The organism is Nocardioides agri, from assembly GCF_013778305.1.
Classification (GTDB): domain Bacteria; phylum Actinomycetota; class Actinomycetes; order Propionibacteriales; family Nocardioidaceae; genus Nocardioides; species Nocardioides agri.
The window spans coordinates 256,569-279,758 of record NZ_JACEIC010000002.1; the positions used below are offsets into that span (position 1 = coordinate 256,569).

The following is a 23,190-nucleotide window of genomic DNA, read 5'->3' on the forward strand; positions in this document are numbered from 1 at the left end:
CCTACAACCCCATGTCCTTGGCGATGATCGTCTTCATGACCTCGCTGGACCCGCCGTAGATGCGGTTGACCCGGATGTCGGCGTACAGCCGGGCGATGGGGTACTCCCGCATGTAGCCGTAGCCGCCGTGCAGCTGGAGGCACTTGTCGACGACCCGGCCGGCCATCTCGGTCGCGTGCAGCTTGATCCGTGCCGCGTCGGCGGGCGTGAGGTCGCCCTGGTGCTCGAGCTCGATGCCCCGGTCGACGAGGGCCTGCGTCGCCAGCACCTCCGTGTCGCACTCCGCGAGCACGAACTTGGTGTTCTGGAAGGCGGCGACGGGCTTGCCGAAGACGTGCCGCTCGAGGACATAGTCCTTCGCCAGCTGGACAGCCGCCGCGGCGCGGGAGACGGCGTCGACGCCGACGACCAGGCGCTCGCGCGGCAGGTTCTGGCCGAGGTAGGAGAACGCCTTGCCCTCCTCGCCGAGCAGGTCCTCGACCGGCACCCGGACGTCGGTGAAGGACAGCTCGTTGGTGTCGCTGGCCTTGAGCCCGATCTTGTCGAGGTTGCGCCCGTACGCGAAGCCGGAGCTGTCGGTGCGGACCACCAGCAGGCTCAGGCCGCCCCGGCGGTCGTCGGCCGTCGCCGGCGCCGTGCGGGCCACGACCACGCAGAGCTCGGAGTTGCGGGCGCCGGAGATGAAGGTCTTGGCGCCGTTGAGCACGTAGTGCGTGCCGTCCTCGGACAGCTTCGCAGAGGTGCGGATGCCGGCGAGGTCCGACCCGGTGCCGGGCTCGGTCATCGCGATGCACAGGACGATGTGACCGGCCGCGATGCCGGGGAGCCAGCGGGCCTTCTGCTCGTCGGTGGCGAGCGTCAGCAGGTAGGGCAGCACCATGCCGGTGCTGAGGCCGTAGTGGCCGAGCATGATGCCGGCGCGGGCGCTCTCCTCGCTGATGATGGCCGAGTACTTGTAGCTGATGTCTCCGGGCCCGCCGTACTCCTCCGGGATGCCGAAGCCGGTGACGCCGAGCTCGCCGAGCTTGGTGAACAGCTCGCGGGGCGGCAGGCCCGCCTGCTCCCAGTCCGGGTAGTGCGGCACGACCTCCTTGGCGATGAAGTCCCGGATGACCAGCCGGAACGACTCCTGGTCCTCGTCGTAGACGGTGCGCTTCATGAGGTCTGCTCCTGCGAGGTGTCGTGGGCGGCACGCAGCTCGCGCTTGAGGATCTTCCCGGTGCCCGACACGGGCATCGCGGGGACGAACTCGACGCTGCGCGGGGCCTTGTAGCCGGCGATCAGGGTCTTGGCGTGGGCGCGGATCTCCTCCGCGGTGGCGGTGAAGCCGTCGCGCAGGACGACCACCGCGTGGACGCGCTCGCCCCACTCGGCGTCGGGGAGGCCGATGACGGCGCTCGTCTCGACGGCGGGGTGCGAGGCCAGGGCGTTCTCGACCTCGGCGGAGTAGACGTTCTCGCCGCCGGTGATGATCATGTCCTTGATCCGGTCGACGATGTAGAGGTAGCCGTCCTCGTCGAGGTAGCCGCCGTCGCCGGTGTGCAGCCACCCGTCCCGCAGCGCCTCGGCGGTCGCCTGCGGTTGGTTCCAGTAGCCAGCCATCACGTGGTCGCCGCGGGTCACGACCTCGCCGACGGCGCCCGGCGGCAGCGTGTTGCCCTCCGGGTCGACGACCGCGAGCTCCACCATCGGGGTCGGCAGCCCGGCCGAGCGCAGCCGCGGTCCACCCCGCCGGTGCTCCTCGCCACTGAGCGACGTGAGCACTCCGGTCTCGGTCATGCCGTAGACGTGGACGAGGCTCGTGGTCGGGAAGTGCTTCAGTGCCGCCTCGAGCTGGCTCTGCGGCGTGCCGGCCGCGCCGTACCCGATGAACTCGAGGCTGCTGACGTCGTAGGAGTCGAAGTCGGGGTGCTCGTAGAGGCGCTGGATCATCGCCGGCACCAGCGCGCAGCTGGTGACGCCGTGGTCCTGGATGGTGCGGAGGACCTGCTCGGGCACGAAGCCCGGCACGAACACCAGGCTGCCGCCCAGGATCGTCTGGGCGTACCAGCTCAGCAGCGCCCCGATGTGGAAGAGCGGCGCGGTGAGCATGGTGGTGCCGCCAGGCTTCACCGAGGAGCCCGCGATCTGGTAGCTCAGCAACGAGGTGCCGAACGACCGGTGCGTCACCATCACGCCCTTCGGCGTGCCGGTGGTGCCACCGGTGTAGAGCAGCAGGGCCAGGTCGTCACCGTCGCGGCGGGCGTCCTCGAGCGGCTCGCCCCCGGCGACGAAGTCCTCGTAGGCCACCATGCCCTCCGGGACCTCGCCACGACCGCAGTGCACCAGGACCCGGAGGCCCGGCACGCGCCGGCGCAGCTCGGGTCCCATCGCGACGAAGCTGTCGTCGAGGAAGACGACCTCGCTGCCGGAGTCGTTGAGCGCGAACGCGATCTCGGTCGCCGACCACCGGGTGTTCACCGGGTTGGCGACCGCTCCGGCCCACCAGCTGGCGAAGATCACCTCGTGGTGCCGGTCGCAGTTCACGGCGACGATGGCGACGCGGTCGCCCTCCGCGACGCCGGCGCCGGCCAGCGCGCCGGCCAGCCGCGCGACCCGGTCGACCGTCTCGCGCGTGGTGCGCACCCGGTCACCGTCGACGGTCATCACCTGGTCGGGCCACAGACGCAGGGCCCGGTGCAGTGCGTGGGTGAGATTCACGATGTCCTCCTGAGCAGCTGGGGCGTCCGCACCTCGATAGATCTGGGGAAGTCGCCGGACCCCATGACGTCGGCCAGCTCGGCGACCGTCCATCCCTGGTCCGTCTCCGCAACATGCCCCACCGAGTGGCCGGCGTACAGGCCGACGTGTCCGCCGGTGACCGAGAAGACCTGTCCAGTGAACGGGCAGTCGGCGCTCGCGAGGTAGGCGACCAACGGGGAGACGTTGCGCGGGTGGAACCGGTCGAACGCCTCCTCGTCCTCGGGCGCCGCGACGGCAGCCGCCAGCGCCGGAGCCGACGTCACCATCGCGGTGCGCGCTGCCGGCGAGATCGCGTTGGCGCGTACGCCGTACCGACCGAGCTCCTGGGCCGCCACGGTCGCCTGGACGGCGAGCCCGGCCTTGGCCGCCGCGTAGTTCCACTGACCGACGTTGCCGTGCAGGCCGGCGGCCGAGGTCGTGTTGACGATCGACCGGTCCAGCCGCTCGCCCGCCTTGGCCCGGTCGCGCCAGTGGCGCGCCGCCGCGCGGGTGAGCGAGAAGGTGCCCTTGAGGTGCACGTCGAGCACGAGGTCGAACTCGTCCTCGGTCATGTTCCAGACCATCGCGTCGCGGACGACCCCGGCGTTGTTGACGATCGCGTGCAGGTCGCCGAAGTGCTCCAGCGCAGTGGCGACGAGCAGCTCTCCGGTGGCCATCTCGGCGATGCTCGCCGCCACGCCGACCGCCCTTCCGCCCGCAGCCCGGATCTCCTCGGCGACCTCGTCGGCGCCCACCAGGTCGTTGACGACGACGGCCGCGCCCTCCGCGGCGAAGAGCAGGGCATGCTCGCGCCCGAGCCCCGTGCCGGCGCCGGTGACGACCGCGACGCGGCCCTCCAGCTGTCCCATGGTCGTGCTCACCTCTCGTTCGGCGGTCCGGAGACCGCTTCGTTCGTGGGTCGGCTCCGCACGGTGCGCAGCACCGACTCCTGCGCGGCCGAGGCGACCAGGACCCCGTCGCGGGTCCAGAACTCGCCATGGTTCATACCTCGACCGTCGCCTGCCGAGGGGCTTCGCTGGACGAAGAGCAGCCACTCGTCGGCGCGGAACGCACGGTGGAACCACACCGCGTGGTCGATCGACGCCAGGGCCAGCCGAGAGGGCGCCTGGCGCAGCGGGTAGAGCACGTCGTGGTCGAGCGTCGCGGTCTGCGCGAGGCTGATGTCCGAGCAGTAGGTCAGGGCCGACGCGTGCAGCATCGGGTCGTCTCCGAGCGGGTGCGCGCTGCGAATCCAGACGCACTGACGGATCTCCCCGGCCCGGTCGGCGCCGGTCTCCTCGACCGGCACGACGCGCAGCTGGGTCACGTGGGCGTACGGCGAGGTCTCGTAGGAGGACGGATGGATCTCCGACCACACCTGCCAGGCGTCGACCAGCTCCTCCGGCGGCGCCACCTCGGGCATCGCCGGCTGCCGCTCCGGGCCGGCGTCCGGCCCCTCCGGCGCCTTGAAGGACGCGGCCAGGGTGAAGACCGGCTCGCCCCCCTGCGAGGCGACGACCCGACGGGCGTCATAGCTGCGTCCGTCCCGGAGCCGCTCGACGGCGTACTCGACCGGGCGGCGGGTGTCACCGCTGCGCAGGAAGTAGCCGTGCAGCGAGTGGACGACGCGTCCGGCGTCGACGCTGCGCCCGGCGGCCGTCAGCGCCTGTGCCGCGACCAGGCCGCCCATCGCCCGCAGCGGCGCACCCCCGTGGCACCACGCGGTGTAGCGGTCCGGGTCGACCTCCTGGACGTCCAGCCAGTCGGCGAGCGCGGAGGCAGTGCCGAGGACGGCCGGTCCGACAGGGGACGTCACGGAGCGGTCTCCTCGAGGGTGATCGCGAGCGCGGGGCACAGCAGCGCGGCCTCGCGGACCTGGTGGTCCAGGTCGTCGGCCGGCTGCTCCTGCAGCAGCACGACGATGCCGTCGTCGTCGCGCTGGTCGAACACCTCCGGGGCCGCGAGCACGCACTGCCCGCCTCCGACGCACCTGTCCTCGTCGATGTGGATCTTCATGGGGTTGCTCCTTTCGTCACCAGGTCACGAGCAGCTCGTGCGCGCCGTAGATCGACATGTCCGTCTTGAACGGGACGTCGGTCAGCGGCTGCGCGAGAGCGAGCGTCGGGATCCGGCGGAAGAGGGTGGAGAAGACGACCTGCAGCTCGACGCGGGCGAGCTGTTGGCCGAGGCACTGGTGCACGCCGAAGCCGAAGGCCAGGTGGTGGCGGGCCGGCCGCGTGATGTCGAGGCTGTCGGGGCCGGCGTGCTCGCCGTCGGCGAACGCCGCAGCGTCGCGGTTGCCGGGGCCGAGCGCCAGGATGACGCCCTCACCGCGGCGGATCGTGGTGCCCGCGACCTCGAGGTCCTCGATCGCCACCCGACGCAGGCCGCTGTGCACGATCGTCAGGTAGCGGAGCAGCTCCTCCACCGCCCCAGCGGCGACCGCGGGGTCCTCCGCGTCACGGATCAGTGCGAGCTGGTCGGGGTTCGTCAGCAGCGCCGCCGTGCCGAGGGCGATCATGTTCGCCGAGGTCTCGTGGCCGGCGGTGAGCAGCAGGAGGCCCATCCGGGACAGCTCCTCGCGGGTGCGCAGGCCCGGAACGAGCTGCTCGGTGGCGAGCCGGCTGAGCAGGTCGTCGCCGGGCGCCTGGGCCTTCTCGTCGAGAAGGCCCCCGATGAGGTCGAGCAGCTCCTCCGCAGCGGCGGTGGTGTCAGCCGGCGTCGAGGAGGCAGCCACGAAGACCTTGGTCAGGTCCTGGACCCGGGCGTGATCGACGTCTGGAGCGCCCAGCAGGTCGCAGATCATCACCGTGGGCACGGGCAGCGCCAGCTTCTCGACGAGGTCGGCCGGCTTCTCGCCGGCGAGCATCTCGTCGATGGCCCGGTCCGTCACCCCCTGGATGACCTCGCGGAGCGACTGCATCCGCTTGGCCGTGAACTCGCGCGCGAGCACGCGGCGCGGCTCGTCGTGCTCCTCGACACCGTCGGCGGTGAAGAACGTCTTCGCGCGCGACCTGCGGGCGCGGATGGCCGCGGACTGGTGCGGATAGCCCTCGTTGTCGATGTCGGCACTGATCGCCGGGTGGCTGAGGACGGCGCGGATGTCCGCGTGGCGGGTGACCAGCCAGGGCCGGCTGCCGTCCCAGATCTGGACCCGGCGGATGCCGTCGGTGTCCCGGATCTCGGCGAGCTCCGCCGGCGGGTCGAACGGGCAACGCGCGGCGTCCCGCGGCATCGGGTAGGCGGGTGCGTCACCGGTGTGCAGCATGAGGGCTCCCAGGGGTCGAACTCTGACAAACGCCCGGATGGACGTGACCCTAACCATAATTCACTTCTTGTCGTCGCTGTCAAGCCAACGCCGCCCGTCGATTCCGGCTCGGGAGCGCACATGCGCCCGGTCGAGCGTCACGAAGGCGCGAATCTGTGTTCTGCCATGTCTGTCGAACTGGGAATTACATGGCAATGCGCCGCGCGATCTTGACAATCCGTCGGCCGGGTACCTATAAGTGAACCATCGTTAGATCCAACGAAGGGTTGACATGAGTCGCAGAGTGCTCGTTGCAGGCGTCGGCATGGTCCCGTTCACGAAGCCGAGCGCCGGCCTGACCTATGATCATCAAGGCGCCGGTGCTGCGAGAGCAGCGCTCGAGGACGCCGGCTTCCAGTACGACGACATCCAGCAGGTGTACGCGGGCTATGTTTACGGCGACTCGACCGCCGGGCAGCGCGTGGTCTACCAGCTGGGCAAGAGCCGCGTTCCGGTGCTCAACGTCAACAACAACTGCGCATCCGGATCCTCCGCGCTGTGGCTCGCCCGCCAGGCTGTGGCGAGCGGGGTGGTCGACTGCGCACTCGCCGTCGGCTTCGAGCAGATGCCGCCCGGCGCCCTCAGCGCGAAGTGGACCGACCGCCCCGCCCCCCTGACCGACTTCAAGGCGACCCTGGAGGACATCTACCCGGTCGACCCGTCGCTGCCGATGACGCCGCAGTACTTCGCGGCAGCCGGCGCCGAGTACGTCGAGCGCTACGACGTCCGGCCGGAGATGTTCGCGTCCGTGTCGGTGAAGGCGCGCGCGCACGCGGCCGGCAACCCCTACGCCGTCTTCCGCGACCAGGTCACGGTCGAGCAGGTCCTCGACTCCACTCCGGTCGCCGGGCTGCTGACGCGGCTCCAGTGCTGCCCGCCCACGTGCGGCGCCGCAGCGGCCGTCGTCTGCTCCGACGACTTCGCCCGGGCGCACGGGCTGCAGCCGCGGGTCGCGATCGCCGCCCAGACCCTGCAGTCCGACGCCGACGACGTCTTCGAGAGCCGGAGCGCGATGACGTTGGTCGGCAGTGACGTGACCCGCCGGGCCGCCGCGGAGGTCTACGCCGCCGCGGGCGTCACGCCCGCCGACGTCGACGTCGTCGAGCTGCACGACTGCTTCACGGTCAACGAGGTGCTCTCCTACGAGGCGCTCGGTCTGTGCGAGGAGGGCGGCGCCGAGAAGTTCATCGCCGACCGCCAGAACACCTACGGCGGCCAGGTCGTGACGAACCCTTCCGGCGGCCTGCTGTCCAAGGGACACCCCCTCGGCGCCACCGGGCTCGCCCAGACGGCGGAGATCACCTGGCAGCTGCGGGGAGAGGCCGGAGACCGCCAGGTGCCCGACGCGCGGGTGGGCCTCCAGCACAACCTCGGCCTCGGCACCGCCGGCGTCGTCACCGTCTTCGAGAGGCTCTCCTGACATGCCCGTCGACCGCAGCATCATCGGTTCGCGGACCCCGGCGTTCTCGACCGTCGCCGAGCGCGGCCGGCTGAGGTTCTTCGCGCAGGCGACCGGCCAGACCGACCCCGTCTACACCGACGTGGCGGCCGCGGCGGAGGCCGGGCACCCTGACCTCCCGGTCCCGCCGACGTTCCTGTTCTGCCTCGAGATGGACAACCCGGCCCGCGGCAGCTTCCTGTCCGACCTCGGCATCGACGTCCGCACGATCCTCCACGGGGGCCAGTCGTTCCGCTACCACGCTCCGGCGTACGCCGGGGAGACCCTCACCTTCTGGACCGAGGTGGCCGACGTGCAGAGCAAGAAGGGCGGTGCGCTCGAGCTCATCGTCCGTGACACGCACGTCGAACGGGACGGCGCCGAGATCGCGACGCTGACCGGCACCATCGTCGTGCGGGACCCGAGGGCGGGCCGATGATCGCGGCCGATCTCGCACCCGGCGCCGTCCTCTCGCTGGAGTGCCCGACCATCACCCGCACCGCCCTGGCGCTCTACGCCGGCGCATCGGGCGACCACAACCCCGTGCACATCGACATCGACGCGTGCCGAGCCGTCGGCATCGACGACGTCTTCGCCCACGGCATGCTCTCGATGGCCTACTTGGGCCGGTTGCTCACCGACAGCTTCCCGCAGCAGAGCGTTCGGTCCTTCGAGGTGCGCTTCACCGCGATCACGCCGGTGAACGCCTCACCCACCTGCCACGCCACCGTCACCGACGTCGAGGACGGGCACGCCCACCTCGACCTCTCCGTCCAGCTCCCCGACGGGACCGAGACCCTCCGGGGTCGCGCCGTCGTCTCCCTCCCCTGAATCCCCGACCCGAGGAAGTCCCCCACATGAGCACGTTGCAGGACAAGGTCGCGATCGTCACCGGCTCCGGTCGCGGCATCGGCCGCGAGGTCGCCCTCAAGCTCGCCGCCGAGGGCGCCAGCGTCGTCGTCAACGACATCGACGAGGCGCCCGCCAAGGAGACCGTCTCCGACATCCTCGAGGCGGGCGGCCAGGCGGTCGCCTGCGTCGGGTCGGTCACCGACCACGACTTCGCGGACAGGTTCATCGGCACCGCCGTCGACACGTTCGGGGGCCTCGACATCATCGTCAACAACGCCGGCTACATCATGGACAGCGTCATCCAGCGGATGACCGACGAGCAGTGGAGCACCGTGCTCGACATGCACCTCACGGCACCGTTCCGCATCCTGCGCGCCGCGCAGCCGTACATCAAGGCGAACCCGACCGACTACCACCGCAAGGTCGTCAACGTCTCGTCGGTGTCTGGCGTCTACGGCAACATCGGACAGGCCAACTACGCCGCCGCCAAGTCCGGCGTGATCGGCCTGACCAAGACGCTCGCCAAGGAGTGGGGGCGCTACAAGGTCAACGTCAACGCCGTCGCGTTCGGCTTCATCCTCACCCGGATGACCGAGGCCGTCGCAGGCGAGGACATGTTCATCGAGATCGAGGGCCGCAAGGTCCGCGCCGGCGTCAGCCAGGCGGCGATGGACAGCGTCACCCGCACCAACCCGCTCGGCAGGCCCGGCACCCCGGCGGAGGCCGCCGGCGCCGTCTACGCCTTCTGCCTGCAGGAGATGAACTACGTCTCCGGGCAGTGCATCACCGTGGACGCGGGTTCCCGGTGATGCGCGACGCGGTGATCGTCGACGCCGTCCGCACGCCCGTGGGCAAGCGGAACGGCTCGCTGTCCCGGCACCACTCGGCCGACCTCTCGGCCCACGTGCTGAACGCGCTCGTCGAGCGCACCGGCCTCGACCCGGCCACGGTCGACGACGTCATCTGGGGCTGCGGCATCCCGATCGGCATGCAGAGCGGCTGCGTCGGCCGGGCCGCCGTCCTGGCCGCCGGCTGGCCGGAGTCGGTGCCGGGCGTGACCGTCGACAGGCAGTGCGGGTCGTCCCAGCAGGCCGTGCACCAGGCGGCCGCCGGCGTGATCGCGGGCCAGTACGACGTCGCCGTGGCGGGCGGCGTGGAGATCATGAGCGCCGTCCCCGCCCGCGCCGCCGTCGGCGACGGGTCCCACGGTCTGCCGTTCGGTCCGACGGTCTGGGACCGCTATGACGGGTTCCGCTTCCACCAAGGCGTCGGCGCGCAGCTGATCGCGGAGAGGTTCGGCATCTCCCGCACCGAGATGGACCAGCACGCGCTCGACTCCCACGCCCGGGCGGCCCGCGCCATCGACGAGGGCCGGTTCAAGGACCAGATCGCGCCCGTCACCGTCACCGACGAGGACGGCTCCACGCGCGTCTTCGACACCGACGAGGGCATCCGCCGCGGCTCCACCATCGACAAGCTCGCCGCCCTGCCACCGGCGTTCGACGAGAACGGGTCGATCACCGCCGGCAACGCGTCCCAGATCTCCGACGGATCGGCAGCCGTGCTCGTCACGACCAGCGAGCACGCCGCGGCGCAGGGGTGGACCCCGATCGCCCGGATCCACACGGCGGTCGTCACCGGCGCCGACCCGGTCACGATGCTGACCGGGCCGATCCCGGCGACCGAGAAGGCGCTGGAGCGCAGCGGCCTCGCGCTCGACGACATCGGCGTCTTCGAGATCAACGAGGCCTTCGCCTCCGTGACCCTCGCCTGGCTCCGAGAGACCGGCGCCGACTACGAGGCCATGAACCCCAACGGCGGCGCGATGGCGATCGGGCACCCGATCGGCGGCTCGGGCGCACGCATCATGACGACCCTCGTCCACCACATGCGCGACCAAGGCATCCGCTACGGCCTCCAGTCGATGTGCGAGGGCGGCGGCATGGCGAACGCGACGATTCTGGAGCTGCTATGACCAAGACAGCGTTGGTCACGGGCGCCGCCCGTGGCATCGGACGACAGATCGCGGTGAGCCTCGCGAAGGAGGGGTACGCCGTGGCCGTCGTCGACACCGACCTCGACGGCTACCGCGAGTTCGAGGAGGCGGAGTGCTCCGTCGTCGACGAGCTCGAGGGGTACGGCGTACCCACGATCGCCGTCGAGGCCAGCACCACCGACGTCGCCGCGATGACCGCCCTGGGCGCGCGCATCACCGCGGAGTGGTCCGGGCTCGACGCGTTGGTGTGCAACGCCGGCGGTGGCTCGGGCGGCTTCGACGAGAACAACGCCGCCGACATCGACCTCGCAGCGTTGGACACCGTGCTGCAGCGAAACCTGCACGGCACCATCGTCACCGTGCAGGCGGCCCTGCCGGCCCTGCGCCGCTCGACGAGCGCGACGATCGTCACGATGGGCTCGGTGACCGGCGTCGTCGCCAACCCCCGCGGCACCTACGCCCACTACGGGATCACCAAGGCGGCGGTCATGCACTACACCCGCTGCCTGGCCAACGACCTCGCCCCCGAGGGCATCCGCGTCAACTGCATCGCTCCGGGCCTCATCGCCACTGGTCGCGCCCGCAAGCGGCTCAGCGAGCAGCCCGACCGCGAGAGCTCGGTCCTGGACCGGATCGGCACGCCCGAGGAGGTGGCCGAGGCCGTTCGCTTCCTCGTCTCCCCCGCCGCGTCGCACATGTCCGGGCAGGTCCTCCAGCTCTGGCAGCCCGACGTCCACCCCGCCTGACCCCACGACAGAAGGTCCTCCCTCCATGCCCTCGACGTACGACTTCCAGCTGCTCGAGACCTCCTTCGAGGACGGCGTCCTCGAGGTCCGGCTCAACCGGCCCGACGACTTCAACGCCATCAACCACGACCTGCACTGGGAGCTGATCAGCCTGTGGCGGGAGATCCGCCGCGACCACGACGTACGAGCCGTGGTGCTCACCGGCAACGGCAAGGCGTTCTCGGCCGGTGGGAACCTCAAGGGTCCCCGGATGCAGGCAGGCCCTGAGCTCGACGCCTTCTTCCAGGACGCGCGGTCCATCATCGTGGACCTGCTCGAGGTGCCCCAGCCGGTCGTCGCGGCCATCAACGGTCCAGCCATCGGGCTGGGTGCCACGCTCGCCCTGCTGTGCGACGTCACGTTCATGTCGCGCACCGCCGTGATCGCCGATCCGCACGTCAACGTCGGCGTGGTGGCCGGTGACGGCGGCGTGATCGCGTGGCCCTGGCTGGTCGGGATGTCGCGGACGAAGGAGTACCTCTTCACCGGCGACCGGCTCTCCGCGCAGGAGGCCGAGCGGATCGGTCTGGTCAACCACGCCGTCGAGCCAGAGGACCTGCTCGCGTCGGCCCACGCCTTCGCCCGTCGCGTCGCCGACGCTCCCCTGCTCGCGGTCCAGGGCACGAAGGCGGTGCTCAACACGATCCTGCGCGACACGGCGAACCTGGTGCTCGACAGCGCTCTGACGAAGGAGAAGGAGACCTTCGCGAACGGCGACCACGCCCGGGCCGTCGAGGCGTTCCTCGCGCAGCGCGAGCTGGCGAAGCAGAGCCAGGCAGAGGGGAAGTGAGCCGGGTGTCCGACATGATGTCGCTGGCCGAGGTCGTCGAGGCGCCGAGCCTGTGTGCCGTCTTCCAGGCCACCGTGGCCGCCTGTCCCAACGTGGTGGCGCTGCGCAGGTGGGAGGACGGCCACGAGATCACGTGGGGTGAGTACGGCGAGCGGGTCCGGCGGATCGCCGCAGGCCTGGCCACCCTCGGCGTCCGTCGTGGCGACACGGTCGCGATCATGCTCACCAACCGCCCCGAGTTCCACCTGGTCGACGCCGCGGTCATGCACCTGGGCGCGACCGCGTTCTCGATCTACAACACGTTCACGGCCGAGCAGGTCGCCTCGCTCTTCGACAGCGCCGGCAACCGGGTCGCCATCTGCGAGCAGCGGTTCGCGGACACGATCCGCCAGGCGACCGCACACCACCCGCTCGAGCACATCGTGTGCGTGGACGCCAGCGTGTCCGACCTCCTCTCGCTCGACGCGCTCGTCGAGTCCGCCGATCCGGCGTTCGACTTCGAGGCGACGTGGCGCGCGGTCGACCGCGAGGACCTGGTGGCGCTGATCTACACCTCCGGGACGACGGGCGACCCCAAGGGGGTCGAGCTGACGCACGCGAACCTGCTGTTCGCGGTCGCCGCGAAGGCGGAGCAGCAGCGGGAGTTCACCCAGGAGGTGGACGAGGAGCGAGTGATCTCCTACCTCCCGGACGCCAACCTCGCGAACCGGTTCGCCGCGCACTACGTCCCGATGGTCACGGCGACGACGGTCACCGACGTCGCGGACGGTCGCTCCGTCCTGCGCGCGTTCGCCGACGTCCACCCGACGACCTTCATGGGCGTGCCGATGATCTGGTACAAGCTCAAGGCCCTCCTCGAGGGCGAGCTCGCATCGGCCGGCGGGCAGCACGCGCTCGAGACCGGCCTGCGGAAGGCACGTCTGGAGCTCGCCGGTGAGCCGGTGCCCGTCGACCTGGCGGAGGAGTACGCCGAGGTCGACGCGGCCGTGCTCGCTGCCGCGCGCGCCAGGCTCGGCGTCGACGCGCTCGTGTTCGCGACCTCGGGGGGCGCGCCGATCGCGCCGGAGACGCTGGAGTTCCTCCTCGCGGTCGGCGTCCGCGTCTGCGAGGTCTATGGGCTGACCGAGAGCGCCGCCTCCGGCATCGGCAACCACCCGGACCGGATCCGGATCGGCACCGTCGGACAGCCACGGGGCGGCGTGGAGGCGCAACTCGCGGAGGACGGCGAGCTGCTTCTCCGCAGCCGCGGCGTGATGCGCGGCTACCGCAACGACCCGGAGAAGACCGCCGCCACCATCGACGCGGACGGGTGGCTGCACACCGGAGACATCGCCACGATCGACGCCGACGGGTACGTCCGGATCGTCGACCGCAAGAAGGACATGATCATCAACTCCTCGGGCAAGAACCTGGCGCCCACGAACATCGAGAACGCCGTCAAGCTGGCCTCTCCCCTCCTGAGCTCCGTGGTCGCGGTCGGAGAGGGGCGGCCGCACATCGCCGCGCTGCTGGTGCTCGACCGCGAGCAGGCGGAGGCGTTCGCCGAGCAGCACGGGATCGACGACCGCCGCCCCGAGGCCCTGGCGCGCGATCCGCAGGTCCTGGCCGCGGTCGCCGAGGGCGTCAGGCGGGGGAACGAGCGCCTCTCCCGGGTCGAGCAGGTGCGAGCGCACACCGTGCTCCCGACATACTGGGACGCGAACGGCGACGAGCTGACCGCCACCACCAAGGTGCGCCGCAAGCTCGTCAACGAGAAGTACGCCGCCGAGATCGAGTCGCTCTACGCCTGATCCAGGCCGACCATGGCCCGCCCCAGGGCCAGGAGTGCCTGTTCGGAGGTCGTCGGGTCGGCGGGGAGGTGCTTGCGCAGCATGTTCATCACCGACTGCGTGGTGCGCACCAGCGCCTCGGCCTCCGCAGCCGACCGGTCCCCGCGGACCTGCGCGAGCAGGGCGACCCACTCGTTGACGTAGTCCTGCTGGATGCGCCGGATCGGAGCGCGCTCCTCCTCGGGCACGTTGACCACCTCGGTCGCGAGGGCACCCAGCGCGTCGCCGTGCGCGACGTTGATGCGGGCGAACGACGCCAGGGTCAGCTCGAGCGCCTCCCCCGGCTCATCCGTGCTCCCCAGCGCCGCCGCGAGGTCGAAGTAGAGCGCCTCGAGGCAGCGCATGATGATCGCGACCAGGATGGCGGTCTTGCCCGGGAAGTGGTGGTAGAGGGTCGGGCCGGAGATGCCCGCGGCCGCGCCGATGTCGTCCATCCCGACCGCCTGGAACCCGCGCGCGGCGAAGAGCTCGACCGCCGAGACCAGCGCCGCCTCGCGGCGCGACGCCGGGAGCAGGTGACCGCGGCCGGTGGCAGCGGTCCAGCGGACGTCGTCAGGCACGAGGGGCCCGCGCACCGCCGTGACCGCCGTGGCGGCCTCGGCCATCAGCGCGGCTGCCCGGTCGCGGTCGAGCTTCGGCCACTCGAACGCACGGCCGCTGCTGATCACGCCGTGGGTGGCCCAGGTGATGATCGTCTGGTCACGATCGCTCAGCTCGGGACGGGCGTCGGCGATCGCCTGGCGCAGCGGCTGGAGCGCCGCGTCGTACCGGCGGCCCAGCGCGTCGCGCTGCGGAGGCTCCAGGAACATCTGGTTGCGCTCCCACAGCGCGTCCGCGCGGTTCGGGCGCAGGTTGGTGCGCGCCGCGTCTGCGAGCAGCTCGGCGACCCCGCGGCCGGGGTCACGGTACGACGTCTCCAGCTGCTCGATCTCCCGCTCGATCGCGGCCACGAGCAGCTCGTGCTTGCCACGGAAGTGGCGGTAGAGCGCCGGCCCCGTGATGCCGACGTCGCCGGCGATGTCGGCGATCGAGGCGTCGTGGTAGCCACGCCGTTCGAACTGCTTGGCCGCCGCGGTGACGATGAGCTGCTTGCGGTTGCGCGGCCTGCGCTGGACCTCCGTGTCCGGCATCCATCGTCCTCTCGTCCCGTCGGGCGCCTGATGCTATCGGTTCACGGCCTCCCGGCGACTCAGGCGAGGACCTCCGCGGCGGCACGCCGGCCGGACCGGATGGCGCCGTCCATGTACCCGTTCCACACCTCGGCCGACTCCGCGCCGGCCCAGTGGATGCGCCCGACCGGCGCAGCGAGGGCACGTCCGTACTGCGTCCACACGCCCGCGCCGAGACGGCCGCCGTAGCAGCCGCGGCTGTACTCGTCGGCCGACCAGTCCTTCTCGACGTACTCCAGCGGCTCGGCGGCCTGGGGGCCGAAGTAGCGCACGAGGCAGTCGACGGCGAGCTTCTCCCGCTCGGCCGGCGACTTCTCGCTCAGCGGCCGGGCGTGGGCGCCCTCGAAGAACCCGAGCAGGACACCGTGGTCGGTGCCCGGCGGGGTGTTGTCGATGACGACGGCGAGCGGGTCCTGCGTGCTGAAGGCCTGGCCGCTGAGGCCGGCCTCCCGCCAGAAGGGCCGTTCGTAGACGACCTGGACCTTGATGACGCTGCCCATCGGCACCTGCTGCGTCAGGCCGTCGCGCGCCGCCGGCAGCGGCGGCTCGTAGCGCAGCCGCCCGGCGAGGGTGGGCGGCAGCGTGACGATCACGTGCTCGGCGGTGACCTCACCACCGTCGTACGCCACGCGCACGCCGGAGTCGTCGTGCCGGATCGTGTGGACGCGCACGCCCAGCCGGACGGCGTCGCCGAGGTCCTCCGCCATCCGCTCCGAGATCCGGTGGGAGCCACCGAGCACCCGGCTCTCCTGCGCGCCGCCTCGGATGCCCATCAGCATGCCGAGCGATCCGGCCGACTTCACGTAGAAGAGGAAGTGCAGGAGCGAGAGCTCCGAGGTCTCGGCGCTGAAGATCGTGGGCACGAGCACCCGCAGGTACTGCAGCGCCTCGTCGTCCTCGACATCGGCCACCAGCCACGACTCGAAGGTCATCGAGTCCCAGACCTCGGCCTCTCCGGTCAGCCACGGCGACGACAGCGACACCGTCGACGCCATCTGGTCGAGGCGGTCGATGACGGCGGCGAGCGCGGCGCCGCCGGTCGCGGAGATCGTGGGGGCCTCCTGGAGCCGGTGGCTCTCCGAGCCCTGGAGGACGGTGACCCGCTGGCCCTCGTCGTACTGCGGGAAGGTCTCCAGACCCAGCTCCTCGATCAGCGCGAGCACCTCGGTCTGGCTGCCACCGACCCACTGGCCGCCCATCTCGAGCACGCCGGCCCGGGTGACGGCGTGGTCGGTGCGCCCGCCGACGCGGTCCCGGGCCTCGAGGACGACGATCCGCTTCCCCGCGGCGGTGAGATCCCGGGCCGCTGCCAGGCCGGCCAGGCCGGCTCCCACCACCACGACGTCGTACTCCGGCATGCCTGCATCCTCTCGAAGTCACTTGGTTACTCTTGCCTAACGGTTACTAACATAGGATGCCAGAACACGCTGCCGAAAGCGAGGAGATCTCCATGGCACACCAACCCAACATTCTCTTCTTCCACGTCGACAACCTCGGTTTCGGCGAGCTCAGCTGCTATGCCGCCGGCTCCTTCCGGGGTGCCACCACTGCCAGGATCGACGCCTTCGCCGCCGAGGGCTTCCGGCTGACGAACTACTGCCCGGAGTCGCAGTGCACGCCGACCAGGTCCGCGCTGCTCACCGGCCGGCACGCCATCCGGTCGGGCACGCACACGGTGCCGATCGGGGTCGAGGGCGGCTGGGGCCTGGTCGCGTGGGAGAAGACCCTCGGCGAGCTGCTCGACGACGCGGGCTACCGGTGCGCGACCTACGGCAAGTGGCACGTGGGCGAAGGACCCGGTCGGTGGCCGACGGACCGCGGGTTCGAGGAGTGGTACGGCCACCCGCGGACCTACGACGAGGCGCTGTGGCCCGACGACCCGTGGTACGACCCGGAGCGCGACCCGGTGAGCACCATGGTGCACATCAAGCGGGGCGACGACGACGTCACTCCGGGCGACGCGCTGGACCTCGACGTACGACGCGACTGCGACCTGGAGTACCTCGACCGGGCGGAGGCGTTCGTGCGCAGCGCCGTCGAGACCGAGGACCCGTTCTTCCTCTACTTCAACCACTCCCTGATGCACTTCCCCGTGATCCCCCGCGCGGAGTTCCGCGGGCGCAGCGGCCAGGGCGAGTGGGCCGACTCCCTGCTCGAGCTCGATGCCGACTTCGGGCGACTGCTCGACCTCCTCGACGAGCTCGGGATCGCCGACGACACCGTCGTCGTCTTCGCCGGCGACAACGGGCCGGAGGACTTCCTGCCGTGGCGCGGCTCTCCTGGCTTCTGGCGGGGCTCGTACTTCGCCGGCGGCGAGGGCAACCTGCGCACGCCCTGCATCGTGCGCTGGCCCGAGCGCGTCCCCGCGGGTCGCACGAGCGACGAGATCATGCACGTCACCGACTGGTTCACCACGCTGCTCGCAGCCGCCGGGGTCGCGGTGCCTGACGACAGGGTGATCGACGGCGCCGACCAGCTCGACTGGCTGACCGGAGGGACGGAGTCCTCAGCGCGCGACGGCTACCTCTACTGGATGGGGTCCGAGCTCTACGGCGTGAAGTGGCGCAACTTCAAGCTCGTCCAGGTGGAGCAGGAGAGCCAGCTGGACGCTCCAGCACGACTGGCGACCCCGCGCCTGGTGAACCTGACCGTCGACCCCCACGAGCGGGAGCCGGTCAACTACCCCTACCTGCACACCTGGGTGGCCACGCACGTCAACCGGCTCGTGCAGGGGTTCCGCAGGAGCGTGCGGGAGGAGCCGATGATCCCGGTCGGCGCGCCGCTCGACCACGTGCCCACCCGCCGAGAACAAGGAATGAGCCGATGAGCGAGACGATGACGACCCGCGGTTGCCCGTGCCAGAGGTCGACGCGAACCGGCCCCTGGATCGTGTCGACCGCCCACCGCTCCCAGGTCTTGGTCGGGTTCGACCTGGTGTGGGTCCCGCACGGACTGAGACACGCACGCCAGATCGGGTCCACGACCACGGCCTGCGGCCAGCCGGCCCACCTCTGGAGGAACTTCCACGAGATGGCGTTCGTGCCCGGCGCAGCGCAGACGTGCCGAGCGTGTGCCGAGCGGGTTCTCGCCAGTCGGTCGGAGCACCGTGACCGAAGGCCGTCCGGCGTGCTGTCCTGAGCCCAGGCAGCGCCCGCCCGAAGGGTGGTGTGGGCCAGGTCACACTGGCTAGCCTGCCAACATACGCGGTCGCCGGGAGGGCTTCCGCCTACTCGGGTCGGTGGTCGTGGTGGTCCCAGAGCGAATGAGAGGAATCGTCAGCGCCGCGGTGTCGGTGGCCCTGATGGTCGCGACGGCAGCGGCGGGGAGCGTGGCGGTCCAAGTCGCCACAGCACCTCCGGCTCAGGCGGCGCAGGTGAAGTGGCGGTGCGGCAGTGCCGCGTTCCTCTTCCAGTCGCCGAACGGCTCGGCGCCGGATCACCTGGTCCAGGCGGTCGACCTGGTCACCGGAGCGGTGACCAACGCCGGCACCACCGTCGACCAGGTGAACGCGGTCAGCTACAACACCGCGGACGACTTCATGTACGGGTGGGACCTGCGGACCGACACCCTGGTGCGCATCTCGGCGGACCTCTCGCTGGTCGACCTCAGGGTGCCGGCCAACACGCCGGCGAGCCACCAAGGCGTCGCCTACAACGTCGGTGACTTCGACGGGTCCGGGAACCTCTGGCTGATGGACAACCAGTCCGGCAAGTGGTTGCGCATCGACATGTCGAACCCCGACGCGCCACGGACCACGGCCGTCGGTACCGCCGATCCGCCCGCCAACCTGCTCCTCCCCGGCGACTGGGCGTTCGTCAACGGTCTGTTCTGGGGCGTCGCGCCCATGGTCTCGTCGCTGTCCACGAACCCCGCACGTCTGGTCTCCTTCAGCCCGACGACACGAACCTTCACCAACCGCGGGATCCTCCCCGGCATGAAGTCCGGGTCGACGTTCGGGGCGGTCTACTCCGACGACACCTACCTGTACGTCTCGCGCAACCAGGACGGCGGCATCTACCGGGTCACGCCAACCACCAACCCGACGAACATCTTCCTCTCCGATGGGCCGTCGGCCAGCTCCAACGACGGCGCCCGGTGCCGGTCCAACGTCATCCCGACCGTGACCATCACGAAGCAGGTCGCCGGCCGGCACCAGGCAGCGGACCAGTTCGACGTACGCCTCCTCGACGCGTCGGGCGCCACCGAGACGACGGTGGCCACGACCGGGACCCAGACCACGGTGACCTCGCTCGACCGGCCCGTCGAACGGGGCGCGACCTACGTGATCGCCGACTGGCTCACGCTCGACTCGCCGTCCTTGCCGAGTGACTACACGGGCTCGCTGTCCTGCGTCACCGAGGACGGTGGCGTGAGCGTGTCCCCACCGGTCGCGATCGCGACCTGGCCCCTGACGATCGGCACGGCGAACGACTACCGGTGCACGGTGACGAACGCCCCGACCACTCCGGCGCCGCGGCTGACGCTCGCGAAGTCCGTCTCTCCCGTGGACGCCGGCTCCTTCACGGCCGGAGAGGTGCTGACCTACTCCTTCGTCGTCACCAACACCGGCAACGTGCCCGTGTCCGGCATCACGGTCACCGAGACCTCCTTCTCCGGCGCCGGGACGCCCCCGACGCCGGCCTGTCCGGTCACCACGTTGATCCCACGCGCGTTCACCACCTGCACGGCCACCTACACCGTGCAGGCCGCCGACGTGCTCGCGGGGACCATCACCAACACCGCGCAGGCGAGCGGCAACGACCCCGGCGGCGCCCCAGTCGTCTCCAACAACGACGACGCGCAGGTGCCGGCCGCCCCGGCGCCGGCGCTGAGCGTCGAGAAGACCGCTCTGCCGCCCATCGTGGTCAAGGCGGGCGAGGTGGTGGGGTACCTGTTCACCGTCACCAACACCGGCAACGTGGCGGTCAACAGCGTCGCCATCGCCGAGGACTCCTTCAACGGCACCGGTGGCGCGATATCGGTGGCGACCTGCGACCGCACCACCCTGGTCCCTGGGCAGCGGGCCCTGTGTCGCGCGACGTACGCCGCCACCCAGGCCGACGTCGACCGCGGCACACCCCTGGTCAACACCGCCCACGCCACCGGCACCGTCCCGGGTGGCGGCCCGGTCGTCTCCCCGCCGGACAACGCCACCGTCCCGGTCCACCAGAGCCCCGAGCTGTCGCTGGTCAAGGAGGCCCGCTCGCAGGGCACGCGGGCCGGCGACGCTGTGGACTACCGGTTCACCGTCACCAACACCGGCAACACCACGGTCTCCGGCCTCGTCATCGCCGAGGACCAGTTCTCCGGCACCGGGGCCGTCGGCCCGATCACCTGCGCGCAGACCACCCTCGCTCCAGGAGCCTCGACCACCTGCACCGCCCGCTACGCCCTCACCAGAGCAGACGTCGGCGCCGGATTCGTCTCGAACACCGCGCACGCGGGCGGGGCCGACCCGCAGGGGACCGCCGTGGTCTCCGGCCCGGCCACCGCCGTCATCTCGATCCCCCAGGGGGTGCGGGTCCCGCCCCGGATCATTACCCGCACCACCGACGACCGCGTCACCCCGGGCGAGCCGTTCCGCGACCGGGTCCGCATCCGTGGGCTCGTCCGAGGCACCGAGGTCCAGGTCACGGCGCGCCTGTACGGGCCGTTCGCGAGCCGCGCCGATGCCCGCTGCCGGGCGGCCGACGAGGCTCGCTCGGTCAGCTGGCGGGCCGGGAACGGCTGGAGCCGGTCCCCAGCGGTCCGGGTGCAGGAGCCCGGCGTCTACTCGTGGCGGGTCACGACCCGAGCCTCGGGAGGCAACGCCGCAGGCCGGCACGCCTGCGGCCTGAAGTCGGAGACGACCACCGTCGCGAAGCCGGCGTACGCCGCGCCCGTCGTCAACGGCGGCTACTCCGGGACTCTGCTGCCCGGTCACGACCGCAAGGTCCTTCCCGTCGTCAAGGCACGGAGCATCGGTCTGCGTGCCGCGGTCCTTGCCACCGGCGTGACCCGGGGCTCCTTGCCGCTGCCGGCGGACGTCGGCCGGGTCGCCTGGCTGCGCAGGTCCGCCGGCTACGGCGACGCGATCGGCGCGACCGTCATCGCCGGTCATGTCTCCGACCGCCACGACCGCCCCGGTGCGATGTGGCAGCTGAGCAAGCTCCATCGCGGCCAGCGGGTCGCGGTCGCCGTCGGCAAGCAGAGCATCGGCTACCGCGTCGCAAGGACTCTCACCTTCGAACGCGGACGCAGGCTGCCAGCCAGGTTCTTCAGCACACTCGGTCCGAACCGGCTGGTGCTGATCAGCTGCACCGACCGGGTCGTGACCACCGACGGGCACTTCCACTACGCGCGCTACCAGGTGGTGGTCGCCAACCGGACCCGGTGAGGACCCGTCGGCGCCGCAGCCGCGGGCCGGAGCCGCGGCGCAGCGGCTCGTCGACGATCAGGCACTCACACGTCGCCACCGGTGTCCCCGGGGTCGTCGACGTGCTGGACCTGGGCATCAGGGCCTGGGAAGACGAGGGCCTCGTGTCCCGTGTCGGACCAGCGGACCAGGTACGGCGGGGTGCCGTCGTGGTGACGGACCTCCAGGATCTCTCCGTCCCGGACCGGGCCGCCTACGTGCGTGCTCCTGACGATCAGACGATCGCCCGCGGCTGCGTACATCTGCTGACCTCCCGTGGATGGGGCGTCCCCCGCCCCGTTCCCTCCAGCGTGGTTCGATCCCGCCACGGCTCCTACGGCCGAAGGGCACCAGCGCACCGGGACCAAGTGCCCCTCACGGACGCGCGACGGGGGCTCCACCCACGAGCTGGGTGGAGCCCCCGCGGCGGCGCGCCAGTGCGCTCGGATGCCGGCGCGCCGCCGGTCCGGTGACGGTCAGCGCAGGGCGGGCAACCGGCGCACGAGCGTGGTGTGGGCCCAGGCTCGGCCAGCGCCCCACGTGTCGCCGGCGTAGGTGAGCGCCAGGACCACCATGCTGATCGCGCCGAGGACGTGCTCGTCGAGCACCGGGTTGTTGTCGGGCGGCAAGTAGACCGACCACATCATCAGGTAGAGGAGTGCGCCGGCTGCGCCGGCGATCCGCATCCCGATGCCCAACGTGAGGGCCAGGCCGATGCCGAGCAGACCGAGCATGAACAGCCAGTCGGCCCAGGCATCACCCGCGATCGACTGGTAGAAGTCCTCGAACGGCCCCTTGGTGCCGTAGGTCAAGAACCCCTCCGTCGGGCTGCCGCCGTTGATCCAGGCCGCGTCGCCGAACCTGTCGAGGTTGCCCTCCGCGTCGTACCCGGTGTGGTAGCCGAGCGCGAGCAGCTTGTCGAAGAACGCCCACAGGAACGTGAGGCCGAAGGCGATCCGCAGCACGGCCAGAGCGCGTGCCGCCGGAACGGTGAGACCGCGAGCGATCGTCGACATCTGCGGGGTCGTGGCGGGTGTGTCTGTGCCGTGCGTGGTGCTCATGGGTTTCTCCTCCCGGTCTGCACGTGGATCTCGTCTTGTCCTCAGTGCACGCCCGCACGTCGGCGGAGGGTAGGGCCGGAGTCCCCCTCGCGCACCGGGACCTTGTGCCTCCGCTCCTGCGGCGCCCGGGTCCTTCGGCTCTGGCTCGGTCACCCCTGCGCCGCGAACGTGGGAACGTCGTAGGAGGCAGGCCGATGGGAGCAGACCGTCGAACCCGGGCGATCGCCGGGCTCGAGGTGACGATCGCGGGCGTCGTCGTGGCGTTCGACCTCCTGCTGCCCTCGCTGGTCCTGGTCGGCGCGGCGGCCCTGTCGCTGGTGGCTCGCCGTGAGGGTCCCGCGTCCCTCGGGCTACGTCGTCCGACGCACGCGCGCCGACTCGTCCTGGCGATGCTGGTGTTCGCCCTGGTCTGGGCGCCGGTGCACGTGGCACTCCTCGACCCGGTGGTCAACCACCTGACCGGAGAGCGGCAGGACACGAGCGACTTCGCCGAGCTGCAGGGCAACGTCGCGCTGCTGCTCCTGCTGGTGGTGCTGAGCTGGACGCTGGCGGCGTTCGTCGAGGAGCTCGCCTTCCGGGGCTACGTGCTGACCAGGACCGCGGAGGCGGGCGGTGGCGGGCGGTCCGCGACGGTCGCGGCGATCGCCGTCTCCGCCGTCCTCTTCGGACTGATCCACACCGAGCAGGGACTCGTCGGGGTGGTCCTGGCGACCGTGGACGGCGTCGCGTTCGCCGTCCTGCGGCTCGTCCACCGCACGCTCTGGGCTCCCGTGCTCGCCCACGGCTTCGGTAACACGATCGGCTTCGTGACGTTCTTCCTCGTCGGTCCGGTCGGCGCCCTGTGGTGA

Annotated in this window: 21 protein-coding genes; 11 read left to right on the forward strand and 10 right to left on the reverse strand. The window is 71.1% G+C overall.

The window, feature by feature from the left end; all coding sequences use genetic code 11:
- Position 1 precedes the first annotated feature (1 nt).
- Genes HZF07_RS05775 through HZF07_RS05800 form a run of 6 tightly spaced genes read right to left on the reverse strand, consistent with a single transcriptional unit; the run spans position 2 to position 5,989 of the window.
- Entirely contained in the window at positions 2 to 1,159 is a 1,158-nt protein-coding gene (locus tag HZF07_RS05775; RefSeq protein WP_157340164.1) for an acyl-CoA dehydrogenase family protein, read from the reverse strand.
- Complete coding sequence (locus tag HZF07_RS05780; protein ID WP_181644850.1) at positions 1,156 to 2,700, reverse strand: long-chain-fatty-acid--CoA ligase; 1,545 nt, start codon at positions 2,698 to 2,700, stop codon at positions 1,156 to 1,158. Before HZF07_RS05780 ends, HZF07_RS05775 begins: the two co-directional genes overlap by 4 nt.
- A complete protein-coding gene (locus tag HZF07_RS05785) occupies positions 2,697 to 3,590 on the reverse strand; it encodes an SDR family NAD(P)-dependent oxidoreductase (protein WP_157340166.1) in 894 nt (297 codons plus the stop codon). The genes HZF07_RS05780 and HZF07_RS05785 overlap by 4 nt, the downstream gene beginning before the upstream one ends.
- Before the next feature lie 8 nt (positions 3,591 to 3,598).
- Complete coding sequence (locus HZF07_RS05790; RefSeq protein ID WP_181644851.1) at positions 3,599 to 4,537, reverse strand: acyl-CoA thioesterase; 939 nt, start codon at positions 4,535 to 4,537, stop codon at positions 3,599 to 3,601.
- Positions 4,534 to 4,737 carry a ferredoxin gene (locus HZF07_RS05795; RefSeq protein ID WP_157340167.1) on the reverse strand — a complete coding sequence of 68 codons (204 nt, stop codon included), beginning with the start codon at positions 4,735 to 4,737 and terminating at the stop codon, positions 4,534 to 4,536. Before HZF07_RS05795 ends, HZF07_RS05790 begins: the two co-directional genes overlap by 4 nt.
- A 16-nt stretch (positions 4,738 to 4,753) precedes the next feature.
- On the reverse strand, positions 4,754 to 5,989 hold the full coding sequence (locus HZF07_RS05800) for a cytochrome P450 (protein ID WP_157340168.1): 1,236 nt from the start codon (positions 5,987 to 5,989) through the stop codon (positions 4,754 to 4,756).
- Between the two features lie 271 nt (positions 5,990 to 6,260).
- Here HZF07_RS05800 and HZF07_RS05805 point away from each other — a divergent pair, with 271 nt between their 5' ends.
- Genes HZF07_RS05805 through HZF07_RS05840 form a run of 8 tightly spaced genes read left to right on the forward strand, consistent with a single transcriptional unit; the run spans position 6,261 to position 13,679 of the window.
- Positions 6,261 to 7,448 (forward strand): thiolase C-terminal domain-containing protein, encoded by a 1,188-nt coding sequence (locus HZF07_RS05805; protein WP_157340169.1) that lies wholly within the window; start codon positions 6,261 to 6,263, stop codon positions 7,446 to 7,448.
- A gap of 1 nt (position 7,449) precedes the next feature.
- Positions 7,450 to 7,905: a MaoC family dehydratase N-terminal domain-containing protein gene (locus tag HZF07_RS05810; RefSeq protein WP_157340170.1), complete on the forward strand. Its 456-nt coding sequence runs from the start codon at positions 7,450 to 7,452 to the stop codon at positions 7,903 to 7,905.
- Complete coding sequence (locus HZF07_RS05815) at positions 7,902 to 8,297, forward strand: MaoC/PaaZ C-terminal domain-containing protein (protein WP_157340171.1); 396 nt, start codon at positions 7,902 to 7,904, stop codon at positions 8,295 to 8,297. Before HZF07_RS05810 ends, HZF07_RS05815 begins: the two co-directional genes overlap by 4 nt.
- Positions 8,298 to 8,323: 26 nt before the next feature.
- Positions 8,324 to 9,127: an SDR family NAD(P)-dependent oxidoreductase gene (locus HZF07_RS05820; protein WP_157340172.1), complete on the forward strand. Its 804-nt coding sequence runs from the start codon at positions 8,324 to 8,326 to the stop codon at positions 9,125 to 9,127.
- Complete coding sequence (locus HZF07_RS05825; RefSeq protein ID WP_157340173.1) at positions 9,127 to 10,293, forward strand: thiolase family protein; 1,167 nt, start codon at positions 9,127 to 9,129, stop codon at positions 10,291 to 10,293. The genes HZF07_RS05820 and HZF07_RS05825 overlap by 1 nt, the downstream gene beginning before the upstream one ends.
- Complete coding sequence (locus HZF07_RS05830) at positions 10,290 to 11,060, forward strand: SDR family NAD(P)-dependent oxidoreductase (protein ID WP_157340174.1); 771 nt, start codon at positions 10,290 to 10,292, stop codon at positions 11,058 to 11,060. Before HZF07_RS05825 ends, HZF07_RS05830 begins: the two co-directional genes overlap by 4 nt.
- A gap of 25 nt (positions 11,061 to 11,085) precedes the next feature.
- Positions 11,086 to 11,889 (forward strand): enoyl-CoA hydratase/isomerase family protein, encoded by an 804-nt coding sequence (locus HZF07_RS05835; RefSeq protein WP_157340175.1) that lies wholly within the window; start codon positions 11,086 to 11,088, stop codon positions 11,887 to 11,889.
- A gap of 14 nt (positions 11,890 to 11,903) precedes the next feature.
- Positions 11,904 to 13,679 (forward strand): AMP-dependent synthetase/ligase, encoded by a 1,776-nt coding sequence (locus HZF07_RS05840; protein WP_157344621.1) that lies wholly within the window; start codon positions 11,904 to 11,906, stop codon positions 13,677 to 13,679.
- Here HZF07_RS05840 and HZF07_RS05845 read toward each other — a convergent pair.
- Positions 13,670 to 14,848 (reverse strand): TetR/AcrR family transcriptional regulator, encoded by a 1,179-nt coding sequence (locus HZF07_RS05845; protein WP_157340176.1) that lies wholly within the window; start codon positions 14,846 to 14,848, stop codon positions 13,670 to 13,672. The genes HZF07_RS05840 and HZF07_RS05845 overlap by 10 nt on opposite strands.
- A gap of 59 nt (positions 14,849 to 14,907) precedes the next feature.
- Entirely contained in the window at positions 14,908 to 16,245 is a 1,338-nt protein-coding gene (locus tag HZF07_RS05850) for a flavin monoamine oxidase family protein (protein WP_157340177.1), read from the reverse strand.
- Positions 16,246 to 16,337: 92 nt separating this feature from the next.
- Between HZF07_RS05850 and HZF07_RS05855 the strand changes: the two genes are divergently transcribed.
- Positions 16,338 to 17,714 (forward strand): sulfatase-like hydrolase/transferase, encoded by a 1,377-nt coding sequence (locus tag HZF07_RS05855; protein ID WP_157340178.1) that lies wholly within the window; start codon positions 16,338 to 16,340, stop codon positions 17,712 to 17,714.
- A gap of 546 nt (positions 17,715 to 18,260) precedes the next feature.
- On the forward strand, positions 18,261 to 21,263 hold the full coding sequence (locus tag HZF07_RS05860) for a DUF7507 domain-containing protein (RefSeq protein ID WP_157340179.1): 3,003 nt from the start codon (positions 18,261 to 18,263) through the stop codon (positions 21,261 to 21,263).
- Between the two features lie 65 nt (positions 21,264 to 21,328).
- Here the strand turns inward: HZF07_RS05860 and HZF07_RS05865 are convergent, their stop codons facing one another.
- Positions 21,329 to 21,544 (reverse strand): DUF1918 domain-containing protein, encoded by a 216-nt coding sequence (locus tag HZF07_RS05865; protein WP_157340180.1) that lies wholly within the window; start codon positions 21,542 to 21,544, stop codon positions 21,329 to 21,331.
- A 213-nt stretch (positions 21,545 to 21,757) separates the two neighbouring features.
- A complete protein-coding gene (locus HZF07_RS05870) occupies positions 21,758 to 22,342 on the reverse strand; it encodes a hypothetical protein (RefSeq protein ID WP_157340181.1) in 585 nt (194 codons plus the stop codon).
- Between the two features lie 194 nt (positions 22,343 to 22,536).
- Between HZF07_RS05870 and HZF07_RS05875 the strand changes: the two genes are divergently transcribed.
- Positions 22,537 to 23,190, forward strand: coding sequence for a CPBP family intramembrane glutamic endopeptidase (locus HZF07_RS05875; RefSeq protein ID WP_157340182.1), 654 nt, complete (start codon positions 22,537 to 22,539; stop codon positions 23,188 to 23,190).